Here is a 17,119-nt window from a genome sequence, read left to right on the forward strand (position 1 = left end):
CTCCTGCTAGTGAACTAGAACTAAACCTAGTTCACGCCGCGGACACTACCGGGAGGGCGTTCGTGCGGGTGTGCGATGAACTTAGTCAGCCGGGAAGAGTTCTTTGCGTAACTTTCTTTTCATGTACCGGCCCCACACCGCGGCGAACACAGCAGCGACCGTGCAGGTTGCGGAGAAGAGCAGCACGTTGAACATCACAACACCCCAGAGGCTGTTCGTGACCGAACCGGTCGACCTGACAATCGCCAATAGCGCGATGCCCGAGATCACGGCCCCGACGAGGGAGACAATGAACAGCCCCGCGATGCCCTTCTTCCACTGCCTCGAAAGTTTCGACTCATGCGCTTTAACGATCTCCTGAGAGGACTGAGCCGACGCCGCCGGCAGGCGCGATCCGCCGCGCGGCAGCCACGTGCTCGGCGGGGGATCGTTCGGTCCGGGTTCTGGCTCGAACTGATTCCAGTAGCTCTCCGGCCTTCCGGTGGGGTGAGCCATTTCGCTGTCGCCTTCCTCTGGGGGCCGGTGCGGGTATCACGGTATGCATAAAGCGAGGCCACTCTAATGTGTGACCTCGCGTTATGGCCTGAATTCGGTGCCTGAGTTTACCCGTATCGGGCCTCGAGAATCAAGGGTGTGAGCTGGGTCGGCTCCAGTTCCTCCGGCCAATCTGGCAGGGCCCCGCTCGGGGCCCAAGCGATGGCCCAGGAGGCGCGTTCTTCGGGGGAGTCGCCGCCGTGGCCACCGGCGTCCACGTGACCGTGGTCAGTAGTGATCACGACGAGCCAGTCTTCCCCAAAGGTGTCGTAGCGGAACTGGACGTCCTCCACCAGGGTCTGGACATGCGCGTCGACTCGGCGGATCGCGTCAGCGTACTGCTCGGAGATCGCGCCGTACACGTGGCCGGCGTCGTCCACGTCGCAGCAGTAGACGAACCCCATGTCGAATGCTGGCCCGCGCAGCGCTGCGTGGGTGTAGGCCACGCACTCTGCGTCGGTAGCAATGTAGCCATGGGTTTCTCCATCGCGGGCGACGATGCGGTGCAGGCCCGCCTTCTGCTGATCGACTCGCGGGTGGAGGATCGGTCCAAGTCCTGCCGGATCGATCAGCACCGGCCAGCCGGCAGCGGCGAAGGTGCGCGTGGTGGTGTCCCGGTGGAACGCCTGGGAAAGGACGTCGGGGTATGTCCAGTGGTGGCTTCCCACCATGGTGTTGTCCACAATCCCGTGCTCCGCGTGCGATGCGCCTGTCAGCAGGGAGGCCCACCCTGGCCCAGAGATGGTCGGCACTTCCATCGTGATGGTGGAGAAGCGGCCTTCCTCGGCCAGGCGGGGAAGAACGTTACCGGCGCCGTCACGTAGGACGAGGTCCCACCGGGTCCCATCGAGACCAATGATCAAGATGGGCCGGTGCGCACCCGGGCCGACATCGTTCGAGCCCTGAGGCTCGTTGCTTGGAATCAGCATGTGTGAACCTGCTCCTTACTCGTGCGGCTGACCTGCTTGGAGCGTCGGGTAGGTGCCCAGCGGACGCTTCGCGTACAGCTCCTGGGCGACGGTCAGCTCCTCATCGGTCGGGGTGTCAATCACTGCCTCCGAACGGACTAAGTCCAGCTTCACTCGCTGGCCCGGGGCGATCTGGTCGGCCTTCGTCGTGGAGACGTCGACACGCACCTGGCCCGGGTAATCGTCGTGGTCGAGCATGACTGCGGAGAAGATGCCGCGGAGCTGAATGTCGTGGACAGTGAAGCGGCCTTCTTCGTCATTACGCAGCTCGAACTCCTCCGGGCGGAGAAGCGCGATCATGATGTCGCCGTCGGAGGCGGGCATGTCCTTGTTCACAATGTCCATCTCGACATCCATCACGTTGAGCCGGCCGTTGCGCACCACGCCCGGGATACGGTTGGTAACGCCGACGAAGGAAGAAATGAATGGGGACTCCGGATGGCGGTAAATCTCGGCCGGGGTACCGATCTGGGCGATCACACCCTCATTCATGACACCGATGCGGTCCGCCATGACCAGAGCTTCCTCTTGGTCATGGGTCACCATGAGGGTAGCAATGCCCTCTTGCCGCTGAATGCGGCGGATTTCATCGCGCAGCTGCACACGGACTTTGGCGTCGAGGGCGGACAGAGGCTCGTCGAGAAGCAATACTTCCGGCTCCACCGCCAAAGCGCGCGCAAGCGCAACACGCTGTTGCTGGCCACCCGACATTTGGCCCGGGTACTTCGCAGCATGCTCGTTCAGGCCGACGAGCTCAACGAGCTCTTCTGCGCGTTTGCGGCGAGCTCCCGCATCAACGCCACGGATCTTCAGGCCGTATGCGACGTTCTCCACCGCATCCATGTGCGGGAACAGGGAGTACGCCTGGAACACGATGCCCAGGTTGCGCTTGCGGGTAGGTAGGCCCGACACCTCGCGGCCGTTGATGATGACCTCACCGGAATCTGCCTGTTCGAGACCGGCGAGGATCTTCAGCGAGGTGGACTTACCGCAACCGGAGGGGCCGAGGAGAGCGACCATCTCGCCCTCGCCGATGGACATGTTGAAGTTACGCAGGACGGTTTTTTCACCGTAGGACTTGACTAGATCCTTGAGGATCACAAAGGGCTCAGCCATGGCTACGAGGCCTTTCTATTCTTTTTGAGCGAGATGGTGGATGCCGCCGAGATCAAACTGAGCAGAATCCAGGTGAAGATCATGACGAAGAACGACAGGGCGGCGATACCGCGCGGGTTCGTCGAGGACACTTCGACCATGAACACGGGGAAGGTGTACTGCAGGAGCAGGGAGGCGATAGCGAACTCGCTGACCACCATTGCGATGCAGAGCAGCGACGCGGACAGCATGGCGACGCGCAGGTTGGGGATGACTACGCCGCTCAACGTCTGCCAGGTAGTCGCACCCAGCGACGACGACGCAGCGAACATCGTGCGCAGGTCCAAGGCCTTTACACCAGCGTCAATGGCGCGGTAACACAGCGGCAGCGCGTTGATCACGTACAGCGGAACGAGGATCCACATCGAGGTGAGCAGCCCCGGGGCGAACGGCCGGAAGAACACCGACACACCGTTGACCAGAGCCACGGCCGGGACCACGAGCGGGAGCACCGACAGGAACTCCGCCGCCTTTGCCATCTGCGGCGCCTTGAGGTTCAGGAAGATGATGGTGGGCACGAGAAGAATCAGCATGACCAGGGTGGTCACCACCGTCAACAGCAGCGTGTTGATCAGGGATTCGCCTGCGCGCGAGTGGTTGAAGGTTTCCGCCAGGGTGTCTGTGGTGAAGCCGACACCCGGGCGGGTGAAACCGAAGACGGCAGCCGCCAACCAGGGCAGCGCGAAGTAGATCGCAGCGACGATGAGGATCGCGGTCGAGGCTGCCGACGTCTTGTGCTGGTTGCGGCGGCGGACCTGCTTGTCGGACGCGGGGTCAATGGCTTCCTCGGCCGGAGCTGTCGTTACTGGTTGAGCCATTTTTCACTCCTTCTGGTGAAGTAGATGCGCAGAGCCATCGCCGCGATGATGATGAGCATCATCCAGGTGACCAGCGCAGCTGCAAGGCCCGGGTTGAGCAGCACGTTGCCGCTGATGAAGAAACCGATGAGGATCGGCACCAAGTTGAGCGAGCCGCCGGCCAGGGCGAACGCGGTGGCGTAGGCAGCGAATGCGTTAGCGAACAACAGCAGCAGGGAACCCAGGATGGCGGGCCACAGAACGGGGATGACCACATCCTTGATGTATTGGCTGCGGGTGGCGCCGAGAGACGATGCAGCGTCGTACCACTCTTTGCGGATGCCCTGCATGGCCGGCAGCATCAGTGTGGCCATCAGCGGAATTTGGAAGTACAGGTACACCAGCGACACACCCCAGAAACCGGTCAACGAGAAGACGTCGCGGAAGCCGGGCCAGCCGTTGGCGATGGCAACGGTGAGCAAGCCTTCGGTGCCCAAAAGCGCGATGAACGCATACGCCAGACCCACACCACCGGACTGGGCGGCGAGAGCGGAGAAGCTGTTGATCAGACCGGAGAGCTTGCCCGGGCGCCTGTCGTGGGTCAGTGCCCACGCCAGCAGCACGCCGAAGAAGCCACCGACGACGGCGGTGAACAGGGACAGGTTGAAGGTGAGGACGAACGCACTGCGGTAGGTCGAACCCATTGCCTCGCCCATCGTCGCGAGCGTGAAGTTGCCTTGGGGATCTTGGAACGACTTTAGGGTGTTCGCCAGGATCGGCATGATCAGGAAGACAGCCAGAAAAAGGAAGTACGGGAGGGCACCGAGGGAAGCAGGGTTGAAACTGAACTTCCCTTTGGGTGTGCGCTCCCGCTTTTCCTTCTTCTTGCCGTTCTCGTCATGCCCCAGAGTAGATTGCGGTTCCACCGCGTCCTGGGAAGAAGAGACGGCGCTAGACATTAGTTACGGACCCTCTTTGCCCACTCGGTAGCGATGACTTCGTTGGCCTTGTCGCCCTGCTCAACGGACGGGACCTGCACCTTTTCCAGGACAGCCGGGTCCGGCAGCTTCTCCATAGCCTCATCGGAGAGTTTGCCTTCTTCTGCCAGCTTGGTGAAGCGGGACGGGATAGCGCCGCCGAGGGCGTACTGCTCTGCGCCCTCGTCGGAGTTGAGCCACTCAACCCACAGGCGTGCCGCGTTCGGGCGCTTCGGGTTGACGGAGATCGGCTGCGCGTAGAAGTTGCCGAAGACGCCGTCTTCCGGAACGACGCGCTCAAGGTCGACGCCGTCCTTCTCCAGCTGCTCGGTAGCGCCAACCCAGTTGTAGTTCCAGTCGAGGACGATCGCGGCCTCACCGGTGGTCAGAGCGGCAGCCGGGTCGGAAATGCTCACCAGGTTGCCGGACTTGGACAGCTCCTCAAAGAAAGCGACACCCGGCTCAATGTCGTCGAGGGAGCCGCCGTTAGCCAGCGAAGCAGCGAACACGCCGGCGATGGAGGATGCGCCCTGGCGCGGGTCGCCGGACAGAGCAATCTGACCCTTGTACTTCGGGTCGAGCAGGTCCTTGAAGGTCTTCGGGACGTCGTCGACCTTCTTGGTGTTCACACCGAACTCGATCACGCCGTAGTACGCGGACACCCACTTGCCTTCCGGGTCCTTGAAGTCGTCGGGGATCTCGTCGAAGGTGGACGGCTTGAACGGCTCCACCAGACCCTGGTCAATGGCTGGGTTGGTGAAGGAGTAGCCGATGTCCAGCACGTCAGGCTGGGAGTCCTGGCCTTTGAGGTTCTGGACGGCTTGGAGCTCCTCGGCGGAGGACGCGTCCGGGGAATCGACGGCGACCTTCACGTCGTACTTCGAAGTGAACTCGTTGAAGTGGCCTTCGTAGTTCGCCCAGGTCTTCGGGTAGGCGATGAGGCGGACTTCACCCTCCTCCTTGGCCAGCTGCGCGATCTCCTCAGGGGAGCCACCCACGTTTGCCGAGGCGCCGTCATCGCCCCCACCACCGCACGCCGCGAGGCCGAGAGTGGTGGCGACTGCGAAGCTGGCTGCTGCTACGCGTGCAGCCGCGGACTTCTTTGTAAAGAACATGTAGAGCCTTTCCATTAGGGCGAAGCTGGGCAGGAGTTTGCCCGCTTTCCGCTTAAAGGTTTCACAGGTTTCTTAATGATCAGTGGCAGCTTTGTGACAAATCGGCGAACAGGAGTTGATCATTATCTTGCGTTGGTTTCTGCGAAAACTGCTGGTCAAAAGGTTGCGTGTCGTCCAAACGGGCCGTGGCACAATCTATTGCATGGCCAATTTCTTCCTAGAACAGCTCAGGGATTGTGACGGTGTCTTGTTCGACTTCAACGGCACGCTCAGCGATGACGAGCCGGTTCTGGAAGCGGCATACGACACGGCCCTGCAGAACGTGGGGCTCGACGGCTTACGTTCCAGTGAATATGAATCCCTGGTCGGCCTGTCCGATCCCGACATCGCCCGCCGGCTTTTGGCGGCGCGGTCGTCGGATGCGTTCGATGCGCTCGTCGGCCACCTATCCGACGCATACACATTGGCGGTGGCTGAGCATCCGACGATCACGAGCGCGTCGGCTCGGTTCGTCTCTTCGCTTATCGACGACGGCAAGCGCGTCGCCGTGGTCACCGGAACCTTCCGCGCACTGATGCAGAGCGGCTTAGCCCAAGCCGGGCTCGCTGCGGTAGGGGAGCGTAGCGTCGCCATTGAAGACGTCACCCACGGTAAACTTGATCCCGAGGGGTTTCTGCTCGGGGCAGAGAGCATCGGCGTGCCCACCGACAGGATCATCGGGTTCGAAGACTCCCGGGCCGGGGTGGAAGCGCTCACACGTGCTGGCATTCGTGCCGTCGGCATTGGTCCCCACCTGGTGGAAGCAGACGGGCTGATCGCTCACTTTCCGAGTATGGATGACGCAGCCCGGGCGTACCTCGGCAATTAAGTTACGCGCTCACCCCGCCTACCGGATGAGCTCAGGCCGTTCGACTTCTATTGTTGCTTCGGAAACCCGAAGAGGTGGCTAATGTTTACACCCATGAGCACGCCGATGTCGGTTGATCCCGCTGAGCACAGCCAGGCCTCCTACGCACCGGGCCTGATGGTCCGAGTCCGTGACGAGCTCTGGCTGATTACCCATGTCACCCAATCCGTGGACGGCTACCTTCTGAAGGTGCGTGGCCTGTCCGATTACGTGCGTGACACCACGGCGAGCTTCTACACGGCAATTGATGAGGTAGAGGTTTTCGACCCATCCAGGGTCGAGGTCGTTGCTGATGAATCGCCCGGATACCGCACCACGCGATTGTGGCTGGAGACAACGCTGCGCCAGACTCCGGTTCCGCTGTACCAAAAGGAGCTCTCGGTTGCGGAAGAGATGCTCATGGATCCGCTCGACTACCAACTCACTGCGGTCCGCAAGGCGCTTTCCGACGATAACCTCCGCCCCCGCGTTCTCATTGCCGACGCCGTCGGTTTGGGAAAGACCCTCGAAATCGGGATGATCCTGTCAGAGCTCATCCGCCGTGGCCGCGGGGACCGCATTCTCGTGGTGACCCCGAAGCACATCATGGAGCAGTTCCAGCAAGAAATGTGGTCGCGCTTCGCTATCCCGCTCGTGCGTCTGGATTCTGCAGGAATTCAACGCGTGCGCCGGATTCTCCCCGCCAGCCGGAACCCGTTCACGTACTTCTCACGCGTCATCGTCTCCATGGACACGCTGAAAAGCCCGAAGTACCGCGCGCAGCTGGAGAAAGTCCGCTGGGACGCGGTGGTCATGGACGAGATTCACAATGCGACGAATGTGGGCACCCAGAACAACGAACTTGCCCGCACGCTTGCGCCGACCACGGAAGCTTTGCTCCTCGCATCCGCGACTCCGCACAACGGTGACCCCGAATCTTTCAAGGAGATCCTCCGTCTGCTGGACCCGACTGCTGTCATGCCGGACGGCACGATTGACAAGACTGCGGTGAGCCGTCTTCTCATCCGCCGCCATCGCCACAGTGATGAAGTGGCTTCGGTGGTGGGGGAGCAGTGGGCTGTCCGGCAAGATCCACTGAATATTCCGGTGGAGGCATCAGCGGAAGAAAACGCGGTCGCCGGCGAACTCGAGGCCATATGGATCAACCCGGAGAACGGCCAAATTCCGGCGCAGGATCGGCTCTTCCCGTGGACTCTGGTCAAAGCATTTCTGTCCTCGCCCGCCGCGCTCGAGGAAACGGTCACGAACCGCCTCAAGCGGGTCCCTGCCAGCGACCCGAACCAACGCGAGGCGCTGGAGCGGCTCAAAGACCTGAACTCCACGGTGACCCGCCAGAACTCCAACAAGTACGCGGCGCTGATTAACTACCTGCATGACATCGGTGTGACGAAGGGGAGTGACATCCGCGCGGTGATCTTCTCGGAACGCGTTGCCACTCTCCACTGGCTGCAAGAAAACCTCATTAAAGACCTCAAGCTGCCCAAAGATGCCGTCGCAGTGATGCACGGCGGGCTCTCGGACGAGGAGCAAATGAGGCTTGTCGACGAATTCAAACGCGAAGACTCCAAACTCCGCATCCTCGTCACCGGCGACGTCGCTTCAGAGGGCGTGAACCTTCACACGCTGTGCCACAACCTCGTCCACTACGACATTCCGTGGTCGCTCATCCGCATCCAGCAACGCAACGGCCGTATTGACCGCTACGGCCAGACCGAGCCGCCGCAGATCACTGCGCTGCTCCTCGACACCGCGCAAGGCGGATACGTCGGTGAGCTCCACGTGCTGCAGAAGCTCATCGAGCGCGAGCACCAGGCCCATGAAATCCTCGGCGATGTCGGTTCGCTCATCGGGCAGCACTCCGTCAAAGGCGAGGAAGACGAGATCCGCAGAATCATTCAGAATCAAGCTGGTTTCGATGACGTTGTGAAGTCCCCGGAACACATCGCTGAAGAAACCGCGCACACTGAAGAAGATCTCATTGACCAATGGATGGCAGGGTTCGGCCTTGAGCTCGACGAACAGGACATCGACTCCGCTGATCCGCACACCCACATCACAGCGGGAAGTACCAACCGCGGCAGCCTGTACGCGTCCGAGATCGACTACCTCGAAGACGCATTGAGCGAAGCCTTCCATGGCGCCCCGGAGAAAGACATCGCAGCTAACGGCGTGGGCTACGTCCGCCACCCGAACCAGGTCGCTGAACTCACTCCGCCGGAGGACCTGCGCCGCCGCCTGGAAGTGCTTCCGCAGGACTACCTGGCGGACCGCAAGGTTCGCGAACGATTCCAGCTGGCCACCAACACGGACATCGGAAACGAGGTCATGCGCCGCGCCCGCACGGGGCAGGACGGTTCCACCTGGCCAAAGGCCCACTTCCTCGGACCACTGCACCCAGTGACAGATTGGGCCACCGACCGTGCGCTCGCGTCGCTCTCCGCCGGCCAGATCACCGCCATCACCGGCGACGTCCCCACCCCGACTGTGTTGCTCATGGCGACGTTGACCAACAAGCGGGGCCAGGTCGTCTCCCGCGCATTCGTGGCGGTGTTGGACGGCATGATCCCACAGGACGTGCCGGATCCCATCGGGTGGTTGCGCGGTATCGGACTCACCGAGCAAGCCATCAATCCGGGCACGCTCATTCTGCCTGACAACGCCCAGGAGCTTATTTCCCAGTCAGTGCAGGTGGCTAGTGGCCAGCTGCAACCGATGATGTCTGCTGCGCGCTCACATGCGGAGGACCGTATTGGGTACTGGATCGACCGTGCGGACCGTTGGCAGCACGCCAAAGACGAAAGCCAGACAATGCTGCGCGTCGGCCGCTCGGCATCGCTTATCAGCGAAGAGAAAGCACTGATCTCCTCCCTCGAACCCGACCGGGAGCTGATCCGCCCGCTCGTTCTCATCCTGCCCGCCGACACTAACGCCGAGCCACACGCAGGCGAAAATTAGGAGACGCACACCAATGGCTGCATACGATTCCATCCTCAACGTCGACGAGTGGATCAGCGACCACTACTTCACCACCGACGAGACCAAAGGCGAGTCCTTCACCAAACGCGTGAAGAACCGCACCAAGGAATGGTCCGAGCTGGAAGAGGAGACCGGAACACTCTCGCCGGTCAAGTGTTTTCAGAAGTACCGCGGCGATCTCCAAAAAGCGTTCGCGACCAACGCCGATGCCGACGCCACCGATTCGCTCATCCGCACAGCTTTCGGGTTCGGGGCACCATCGCAGACGACCTACGAGCGCGCTGGCGAAGAACTGTCTTACGACGGATGGCACGGCAACGCCGGCACCCTGATCGTCGTCAGCGCAGCACCCGCAACCGACGCCCATGACAGAGCGGAGGACGAAACAAACAACGATGTCACCGAAGACACTCTCACTTCCCTCCCGGTCGTTGGAGGAGTGACCCCAGCGGGCAAGGAACCGCAACCCACCACGGTGTCTAAGCTCATCGGTGACCTATTCCTCTCACAGGACGCGCCCGAATTCATCGTGGTCATCGCGGGAACGTGGGTGCTTGTCGCCGAGCGCGAAACGTGGCCGCTCGGCCGTTACCTGGCCATCAACCTTCAGCTGGCCGTCGAACGCAATGACACGAAGAAGGCCGGTGAGCTGGAACGCATTGCCGTCATCCTCGCCCGTGAGAATCTCGAGCGTGCCGCCGACGGCACCACGTGGTGGGTTCAAACCCGCGAGGAATCCCAGCAGCACGCGGTGAAGGTCTCCGGCGACCTGCGCGATGCCGTGCGCGAATCCATCGAGATCATCGGCAACGACGTGCTCGGCCGGCGCCGTGAACAGAACCTGCCCATCGACGACCTCGACGGCAACGAGCTTGCCCGCCAATCCCTGCGCTACCTCTACCGCATCCTCTTCCTGCTCTTCGCGGAAGCGTCCCCGGAACTTGCCATCCTGCCCACCGGCGCGCCCGAGTACGTCGACGGCTACGGCCTAGACCGCCTCCGCGACCAGATCCTCAACCCACCCGTCACCGACAAAGCCCGCCGCGGCACGCACCTCTACGACTCGCTGCAGCTCCTGTTCACCCAGGTCAACCACGGTCACGACCCGCTGGAGACCTCCGACGCCGACAAGGACGCGCAGAATGAGGGCCTGACCTTCCGCAACTTGGAAGCAGACTTGTTCAAGAGCGAAGCGACTTCGCTTATCAACGCAACGAAGCTCTCCAACGACGCCCTCACCCAAGTGCTGCAGAACCTCCTTCTGTCCAAGGTCTCGGCAGGCAAGGACCGCGGATTCATCTCCTATGCCACGCTCGGCGTGACCGAGTTGGGCCAGGTGTACGAGGGCCTGATGTCCTACCACGGCTTCATCGCCCAAGAAGACCTCTACGAGGTCGCGCCGAAGGGCGACGCCTCCAAGGGGTCCTGGGTGCTTCCCACCAACCGCGCCGACACCGTCCCCGAAGACAGCTTTGTCATGGAAACCAAGCGGATGGAGGAAGGCGGCACCGCAAAGACCCGCCGCCGGCACCCGGAGGGGTCCTTCGTGTTCCGCCAGTCCAGCCGCGACCGCGAACGTTCGGCGTCCTTCTACACCCCGCAGGTGCTCACCGAGTTCACCGTGGGCCAGGCCATCGAGGTCCTGCAGGAGGAGGGCCGCATCACCTCTTCGGAGGACGTGCTCAGCCTGACCATCTGCGAGCCCGCCATGGGCTCCGGAGCCTTCGCTGTGGAGGCCGTACGCCAACTCGCGGAGCTCTATCTCAAGCTTCGCGAGGACGAACTGGACACACAGGTCGAACCCGAGCAGCGCACGATCGAGCTGCAGAAGGTCAAGGCCCACATCGCCCTGCACCAGGTGTACGGCGTGGACCTGAACCCCACTGCGGTGGAGCTCGCCGAGATCTCCCTGTGGCTGGACACCATGACCAGCCAGCTCAAGGCCCCGTGGTTCGGCCTGCACCTGCGCCGCGGTAACTCACTCATCGGCGCGCTGCGCTCCACCTATTCCACAGCCCAGCTGAAGAAGCGCGAGTGGCTCACCGCCGTCCCGCGCCGGGAGTCCGTTCAGAATCTCGCCAATGCTATCGACGCCGGCGAGCCCCGCGACATCAACGCCGCCGGCCGCATCCACCAGTTCCTCTTACCCTCGGCAACGTGGGGCGCCGCCGCCGACGCCAAAGACCTGAAGACCCTCGCCGCCGACGAGATCAAGGTCATGAAAGCGTGGAAGAAATCCGTCACCGGCAAGGTGCCCACCAAGGAGCAGGCGAAGAAGCTGTCCAACCTCGCCGCGCGCGTGGAATCCCTCTGGGCCATCACGCTGTCCAAGATGCGCATCGCGGAAGACCAAATCCGCCGCGACATCGACCTCTGGGGCCGCGACATCGACCTCTGGGGCCGCGACACCGAGCACACCGCGAAAAATGTGCGCCGCGAACAGATTGAGCGCGAGCTGCTTCACGACGCCGATGGCGCCTACCTCCGACTCCGCCTCGCCATGGACGCATGGAATGCGCTGACCTTCTGGCCACTAACCGAAGTGGACCAGCTTCCCGACCTCGACGAGTGGCTGGTCACTCTTACCGACCTCCTCGGCGTGGACACCCAGGCCCGCGATACCAACCAGATTCGCCTAGCCAGCGCCACCAACTGGGACGAACTGGTGGAGCTGGAACGTACCGAGATCGGCCTTTCGGGCGCCCGCAAGATCGAGACCGTGATGGCGAACCACCCGTGGCTCGAAACAGTCCAGACCGTCGCCGCCGACCAAGGTTTCTTCCACTGGGACCTTGACTTCGCTGCCGTCTTCGCCCGCGGTGGCTTCGACCTGCAGGTGGGCAACCCACCGTGGGTGCGGCCGCGTACGGACCTTGATGCGCTGTACTCCGAGACCGACCCGTGGTTCTCCCTCGCCCACAAGCCGACCCAAGCTGCAAAGAACGACCGACGCGAGCAGTGGAGCACTGATCCGTCTGCGCGAGAGGTTGTCTATCGAGGGCTGGGCGAATCGGTGGCTACTGCGGCGGTTCTCGCCGACATCACGCGCTACCCGCACCTCGTGGGCCAGCAGCCGGATCTCTACCGAGGGTTCATGGAGCGGACGTGGGGTAACGCGTCGGAGGATGGCGCAACCTCCCTCATCCACCCTGAGTCTCACTTCACTGAGAAGAAGGCTGCGCAGTTGCGGCGCGGTGCGTACCTGCGATTGCGGCGCCACTGGCAGTTCATTAACGAGATGGTGCTGTTCGACGTTCACCATCTGGTTGCTTACGGTGTCCACGTTTACGGGCCACAGCAAGAGGTGCCGAGCTTCGACCACGCCGCCTCGTTGTACCACCCCTCCACCGTGCAAGAGTCGCTCCCCCATGACGGATCTGGCAATCTTCCTGGCCTGAAAGACGATAACGGGAATTGGGATCTACGGCCCCACCGTGACCGGATCCAAACGGTTGATCTCAATGCGCTCGAGGTCTGGCACTCGATACTTGAGGATGACTCCGTTCCGGCTATCGAGTCCCGCATGGTCTACACCGTGAACACCGAAGCCGCGGCAGTACTCGAGAAGCTTGCCGCCGCACCCCGTATCCGCGAGCTCGGACTTCAATTCTCGGCCGGTTGGCACGAGACTTCTGACAAGAGGGCCGGTTACTTCGACACAGGGTGGGCGCACCCAGATTCGTGGAACGATGTCATTCTCCAGGGCCCTCACCTCGGTGTATCGACACCGATGATCAAACAACCCAACCCCACTCTGAAGCACAATCAGGATTGGTCAGAGGTAGACCTTGAGGCGATGCCCGCCGATTTCATTCCAGCGACGGCGTATCAGCCGGATCGTTTAACGAAGCCCACTTACGATGCTGACTACCCCGGCTGGAATGCTAGCGATACTGGACGTTCTTCCAGTGATTTCTATCGCATCCTCTGGCGGCAGATGGCAGCAACCACGGGTTTCAGGACCCTTTATCCGGCGGTACTGCCAACGGGAACGGCACATGTGAATGGCGTTCTTTCAGCAGGTGCATCTAGCACCGGAACTAAGGGGATCGTTCGAGCTGGCGCTTCGATGTCATCGCTGCTCTCAGATTTTGTGGTGCGAAGTGTCGGAACTCACCTTTGGCCGAGCCTCATTGAGCGCCTCTCGCTTCCGAACTTTGATAGCCTCCACTCGACGCTCACGGTAACCTACCTCCGGCTCAACTGCCTTACTGAGGCGTATGCCCCATTGTGGGAGGAGTTGATGGGGGAGGAGTGGGACGTCGAAAAGCCTTTGCGGAAGGATGAGGAGCGCCGTGCCGCTCAGGTGGAGATTGACGCGATTGTGGCGTTGTCGTTGGGGGTTACGGCGGATGAGTTGTGCATGATCTATCGGACGCAGTTCCCGGTGATGCGGCGGTATGACCAGGAGGATCGGTTTGATGCCAATGGTCGGAAGGTGCCGAAGGAGATTGTGAAGGCCGACGCGAAGCTAAAGGACGGCGCGGAGTTGTCGGTAGCGGATCGGACGTGGGTGCATCCGCAGTCGAGTGTGGAGTACATCTACGAGTATCCGTTTAGGAAGTTGGATCGGGAGGCGGATATGCGGGAGGCGTATAAGAGGTTTGAGGCCGCGCCGTAGTTTCTTAGCTAAGAATATTTTCGTGGAAGGAAAGGCTGACGGGACAAGAAATGAAGAAAAAACCAGAAAGTAAATTGGTCGGCGACTTATGGCACCAGATGGATCTACACGTCCATACGCCAATTTCAGCTGAGACTCAATATGGGGATAGAGAATCGAATTCAACCTGGCAGGATTTCTTTGCTGCTCTACGGGATCTCGGGCCAGCTTTGGCGATCCTCGGAATTAATGACTACTGGTCCGTAGAAGGCTACGAGCGCGTTCGGGCTGAATTTGAAAAGGGCGGCCTTCCGGGCATTAAACTCCTTCTACCGGTTGTTGAGTTACGGCTGACTGATGTCCTGCGGAACGGTAAAAGACAGAACTATCACGTTTGTTTTTCAGACAGCGTTCCAATCGACGTCATCAAGAACGAATTCTTAGCAAAACTAACGTGTTCATACAGATACGCCGACGGGAGCCGAGTTCCCTATAGCTACACAGAGCATGGGCTGACGGAGCTCGGGCGACGACTGGTGGATGAAGGAACCGTGGAGGCCTCGTCGGATAATCCATCAAATGCAGAATTACTCAAAATTGGTAAAAAATCATTCGCGGTGGATCGGGATCAGGTAAAGAAGCTGCTACAGCCAGAGTGGTTCCAATACCGCACGCTGGAATTCATTGGGTACAGCGAAACTAAGCAGATCGAGAGTATTGGATTTGAAGGAATGGAAAAGCGCCATCTTCTTCAAGTGGATGGCGCGTTCCTAGCATCCCCAGATACGGAATCATTTCTAAATAACAAAAATAAGCTACGGAGAATTCGAGATGATATTCCTCTTATTCACGCGTCCGATGCGCACCGGTTTGATGACGGCGTGGAGCCAAGCCGGCATCTTGGCAAATCAAAGACGTGGGTTCGCTGTTCACCGAATTTCGACAGTTTGGCATTCGCAATCAAAAAGTTCGAACAGCGTCTTTCTTATGGGGAACCGGACGATCGCAAACGTCAGCTCGGCTTGGCTGGCAATGTTTTGAAACATATTTCCGTCAAGCGACCAAGCGGTGAACTGGTAGACTTCGACTATGGGATGGACCTGAATCCAGGCTACGCGGTGGTTATTGGAAATCGCGGGCAAGGTAAGTCTGCGCTGGCAGATTGGATTGCAATCGCAGCTAACACCGATCCGAAAATCAATTTCGCCTTCCTTAACAGTGAACGGTTCACTCCGGCGAGGAAGCAGGAAGAGGGGTACAAACTTCGCTCAACGTGGGGAGACGAAACCGAGATTGAATTTACTTGGATAACCAACGCAGAGGCTTCGTGCAATCGGGTGGATTATTTCCCTCAAGCTCGCATCGAGCAACTCTGTAGTGCGGACCCCAACACCAGTGGGTCGAAAGATCTGGAGCAACTGATTGGAGATCTACTTTTCAGGCGTATCCCGAGCACCGAAAGTAGAGGGGCTTCCTCGCTGGATGAACTCAAGAACACTCTTCGTAGTGAGAGCTCGAGGATTTCGGACGATAACAGCCTCGAAAGAACGCACCGAAATGCAAGTTCAGCGATTAAGCGAATCAATGAGATCAGCTCGCTGAAACTTGCGAAAAAGAAGAGGGACATAGAAATCCAAATCTCTGAAATAGAGAATGGAATTCAATCCGTGCCTGTTGGAACGAGCGCGGTCGATGTTCTTCCAGTCGTTGATCCACACACTCAGTCGGCTTTGATCCGCGAGTCTGAAACTCGATGGGTTCAGCGGGCGAATTCGATCGATGCACGTCTTTCCCGAATCGATCAAGCCGACACAGTTCGGAACCAAGTTAAAGGAACGATCAGCCGCTGGGTTGAATCATTGCAGTTAGAGGCATCTGAGCCCAGCGAGCTACTGCAGTGGAACGACGTTCTCACTAGGTATAGGGAGCAATTCGAAACTGGCTTTGAGCAGTGGTTCTCGGAGTTGAACTCGGAACTTAGAGCTATGTATTCTCATATGCGAAGCTTCAAGGTTGAGTCAGCTGAGGTACTGGGAGGACTCAGCGGTGCCGAACGGGATATTCACCAAAGAATTGAGTCTGAGAACCACGACAATCTCAATCGACGGTTACTGGGACAGCTTAAGAGCGGTGTTACAGATCCAGCTCAGGACAAGTGGTCCCTTGACGGAATAAAAAGGCTTTTCGAGGATGAGGATAAGAACCGTAAAGCACTTCAGAAAGCTGCCGCCGAGCTAGCCGATTCAGCTCTGTGCTCCCACAAGGACAATCTTCAAGCTGCGCATTCACTATCCGATCTTTTGAACGAGACGCTGAGTCAACTCAACCTCGGCGATGGAAGCGTGAAGGTTGAGGTCAAGGTAGCAGACCGTTTCAACGCGGAAAACGTCCTGTCTTCGATTAAGGTCCGCGGTTTAGACGTAATCGAACGCATTTGTAACGACAGAAGAGCGTTCGATAATGGGTTTTCCGAGTTAGTTCTTGAAGACGTGGAGCGTTACATGAGGGGCGTCTTGGATTTCATTCTGGAGGCGGAACAACATGAGCTGCTCAAGAAAAACGGAGGATTCGTCGATAACTTCGAACTTCTGCAGTACTTAACCGACTTCAGCTCGTTTGACATCCGCGTTGAACTCTCCCTCGATGGAAGGCCGCTTGCTGCATTATCTCCTGGTCAACGAGGTCTTGTTCTGCTGTTATTCATTTTGGAAGCTGATGAATCTGGGAACGTCCTTTTGATAGATCAACCGGAGGATAACCTAGACAATGATGCAATCAAACGCCTATTGATCCCGGCGCTAGATCGCGCGAGATTGAAGCGTCAGGTTATCGTCGTCACCCACAATGCCAACATCGGTGTATTGGGTGATCCCGACCAAGTGATTTCTTGCAGTTTCGATGGCGAGACTTTTTCGACCACTAGTGGCTCGATTACCGATGGAGGCATGCAAACAGAGATGCTCAGGGTATTGGAGGGAGCGGAGGACGCCTTCCGTGACCGCGCGAGGAGGTATGGACTTCATCTTGGGTGAACAGACTAAGCTTTGATGTGGGTGAAGCCTAGGAAGAGGCCTAATGGATCTGACCGTT

At 59.6% G+C, this 17,119-nt stretch carries 10 protein-coding genes; 4 read left to right on the forward strand and 6 right to left on the reverse strand.

Annotated features, from left to right (window positions below; translation table 11 throughout):
- Positions 1–81: 81 nt before the first annotated feature.
- The 6 genes from KBX17_RS01940 to KBX17_RS01965 all read right to left on the reverse strand — a co-directional run bounded on the left by KBX17_RS01940 (position 82) and on the right by KBX17_RS01965 (position 5,546).
- A complete protein-coding gene (locus tag KBX17_RS01940; protein WP_256018274.1) occupies positions 82–495 on the reverse strand; it encodes a hypothetical protein in 414 nt (137 codons plus the stop codon).
- Between the two features lie 107 nt (positions 496–602).
- Positions 603–1,463: an alkaline phosphatase family protein gene (locus tag KBX17_RS01945; protein WP_256018275.1), complete on the reverse strand. Its 861-nt coding sequence runs from the start codon at positions 1,461–1,463 to the stop codon at positions 603–605.
- 15 nt (positions 1,464–1,478) lie between these two features.
- A complete protein-coding gene (locus tag KBX17_RS01950; RefSeq protein WP_256018277.1) occupies positions 1,479–2,618 on the reverse strand; it encodes an ABC transporter ATP-binding protein in 1,140 nt (379 codons plus the stop codon).
- Positions 2,619–2,620: 2 nt separating this feature from the next.
- The gene (locus KBX17_RS01955; RefSeq protein ID WP_005286213.1) at positions 2,621–3,475 is read right to left on the reverse strand and encodes an ABC transporter permease; all 855 of its coding nucleotides are present in this window, start codon (positions 3,473–3,475) and stop codon (positions 2,621–2,623) included.
- A complete protein-coding gene (locus tag KBX17_RS01960; protein ID WP_255994528.1) occupies positions 3,460–4,413 on the reverse strand; it encodes an ABC transporter permease subunit in 954 nt (317 codons plus the stop codon). The genes KBX17_RS01955 and KBX17_RS01960 overlap by 16 nt, the downstream gene beginning before the upstream one ends.
- Positions 4,413–5,546, reverse strand: coding sequence for an ABC transporter substrate-binding protein (locus KBX17_RS01965; RefSeq protein ID WP_198002207.1), 1,134 nt, complete (start codon positions 5,544–5,546; stop codon positions 4,413–4,415). Before KBX17_RS01965 ends, KBX17_RS01960 begins: the two co-directional genes overlap by 1 nt.
- A 202-nt stretch (positions 5,547–5,748) precedes the next feature.
- On the opposite strand from KBX17_RS01965, the gene KBX17_RS01970 reads away from it, so the two are divergent.
- From KBX17_RS01970 to KBX17_RS01985, 4 genes are all read left to right on the forward strand, one after another.
- Complete coding sequence (locus KBX17_RS01970) at positions 5,749–6,414, forward strand: HAD family phosphatase (protein WP_256018279.1); 666 nt, start codon at positions 5,749–5,751, stop codon at positions 6,412–6,414.
- 93 nt (positions 6,415–6,507) lie between these two features.
- Positions 6,508–9,408 (forward strand): DEAD/DEAH box helicase, encoded by a 2,901-nt coding sequence (locus tag KBX17_RS01975; RefSeq protein ID WP_256018280.1) that lies wholly within the window; start codon positions 6,508–6,510, stop codon positions 9,406–9,408.
- A 13-nt stretch (positions 9,409–9,421) separates the two neighbouring features.
- A complete protein-coding gene (locus KBX17_RS01980; protein ID WP_256018282.1) occupies positions 9,422–14,050 on the forward strand; it encodes a DNA methyltransferase in 4,629 nt (1,542 codons plus the stop codon).
- Positions 14,051–14,100: 50 nt separating this feature from the next.
- The gene (locus KBX17_RS01985) at positions 14,101–17,061 is read left to right on the forward strand and encodes a TrlF family AAA-like ATPase (RefSeq protein ID WP_256018283.1); all 2,961 of its coding nucleotides are present in this window, start codon (positions 14,101–14,103) and stop codon (positions 17,059–17,061) included.
- Positions 17,062–17,119 lie beyond the last annotated feature (58 nt).

This window comes from Corynebacterium sp. CCUG 65737 (genome assembly GCF_024454115.1).
GTDB classification, from domain to species: domain Bacteria; phylum Actinomycetota; class Actinomycetes; order Mycobacteriales; family Mycobacteriaceae; genus Corynebacterium; species Corynebacterium genitalium.

What these genes read in the sequence shown, in the direction of transcription:
- KBX17_RS01970 (WP_256018279.1), top strand. Translation starts at nt 5,749, where the DNA reads ATGGCCAATTTCTTCCTAGAACAGCTCAGGGATTGTGACGGTGTCTTG.
- KBX17_RS01955 (WP_005286213.1), bottom strand. Translation starts at nt 3,475, where the DNA reads ATGGCTCAACCAGTAACGACAGCTCCGGCCGAGGAAGCCATTGACCCC.
- KBX17_RS01960 (WP_255994528.1), bottom strand. Translation starts at nt 4,413, where the DNA reads ATGTCTAGCGCCGTCTCTTCTTCCCAGGACGCGGTGGAACCGCAATCT.
- KBX17_RS01980 (WP_256018282.1), top strand. Translation starts at nt 9,422, where the DNA reads ATGGCTGCATACGATTCCATCCTCAACGTCGACGAGTGGATCAGCGAC.
- KBX17_RS01945 (WP_256018275.1), bottom strand. Translation starts at nt 1,463, where the DNA reads ATGCTGATTCCAAGCAACGAGCCTCAGGGCTCGAACGATGTCGGCCCG.
- KBX17_RS01950 (WP_256018277.1), bottom strand. Translation starts at nt 2,618, where the DNA reads ATGGCTGAGCCCTTTGTGATCCTCAAGGATCTAGTCAAGTCCTACGGT.
- KBX17_RS01940 (WP_256018274.1), bottom strand. Translation starts at nt 495, where the DNA reads ATGGCTCACCCCACCGGAAGGCCGGAGAGCTACTGGAATCAGTTCGAG.
- KBX17_RS01985 (WP_256018283.1), top strand. Translation starts at nt 14,101, where the DNA reads ATGAAGAAAAAACCAGAAAGTAAATTGGTCGGCGACTTATGGCACCAG.
- KBX17_RS01965 (WP_198002207.1), bottom strand. Translation starts at nt 5,546, where the DNA reads ATGTTCTTTACAAAGAAGTCCGCGGCTGCACGCGTAGCAGCAGCCAGC.
- KBX17_RS01975 (WP_256018280.1), top strand. Translation starts at nt 6,508, where the DNA reads ATGAGCACGCCGATGTCGGTTGATCCCGCTGAGCACAGCCAGGCCTCC.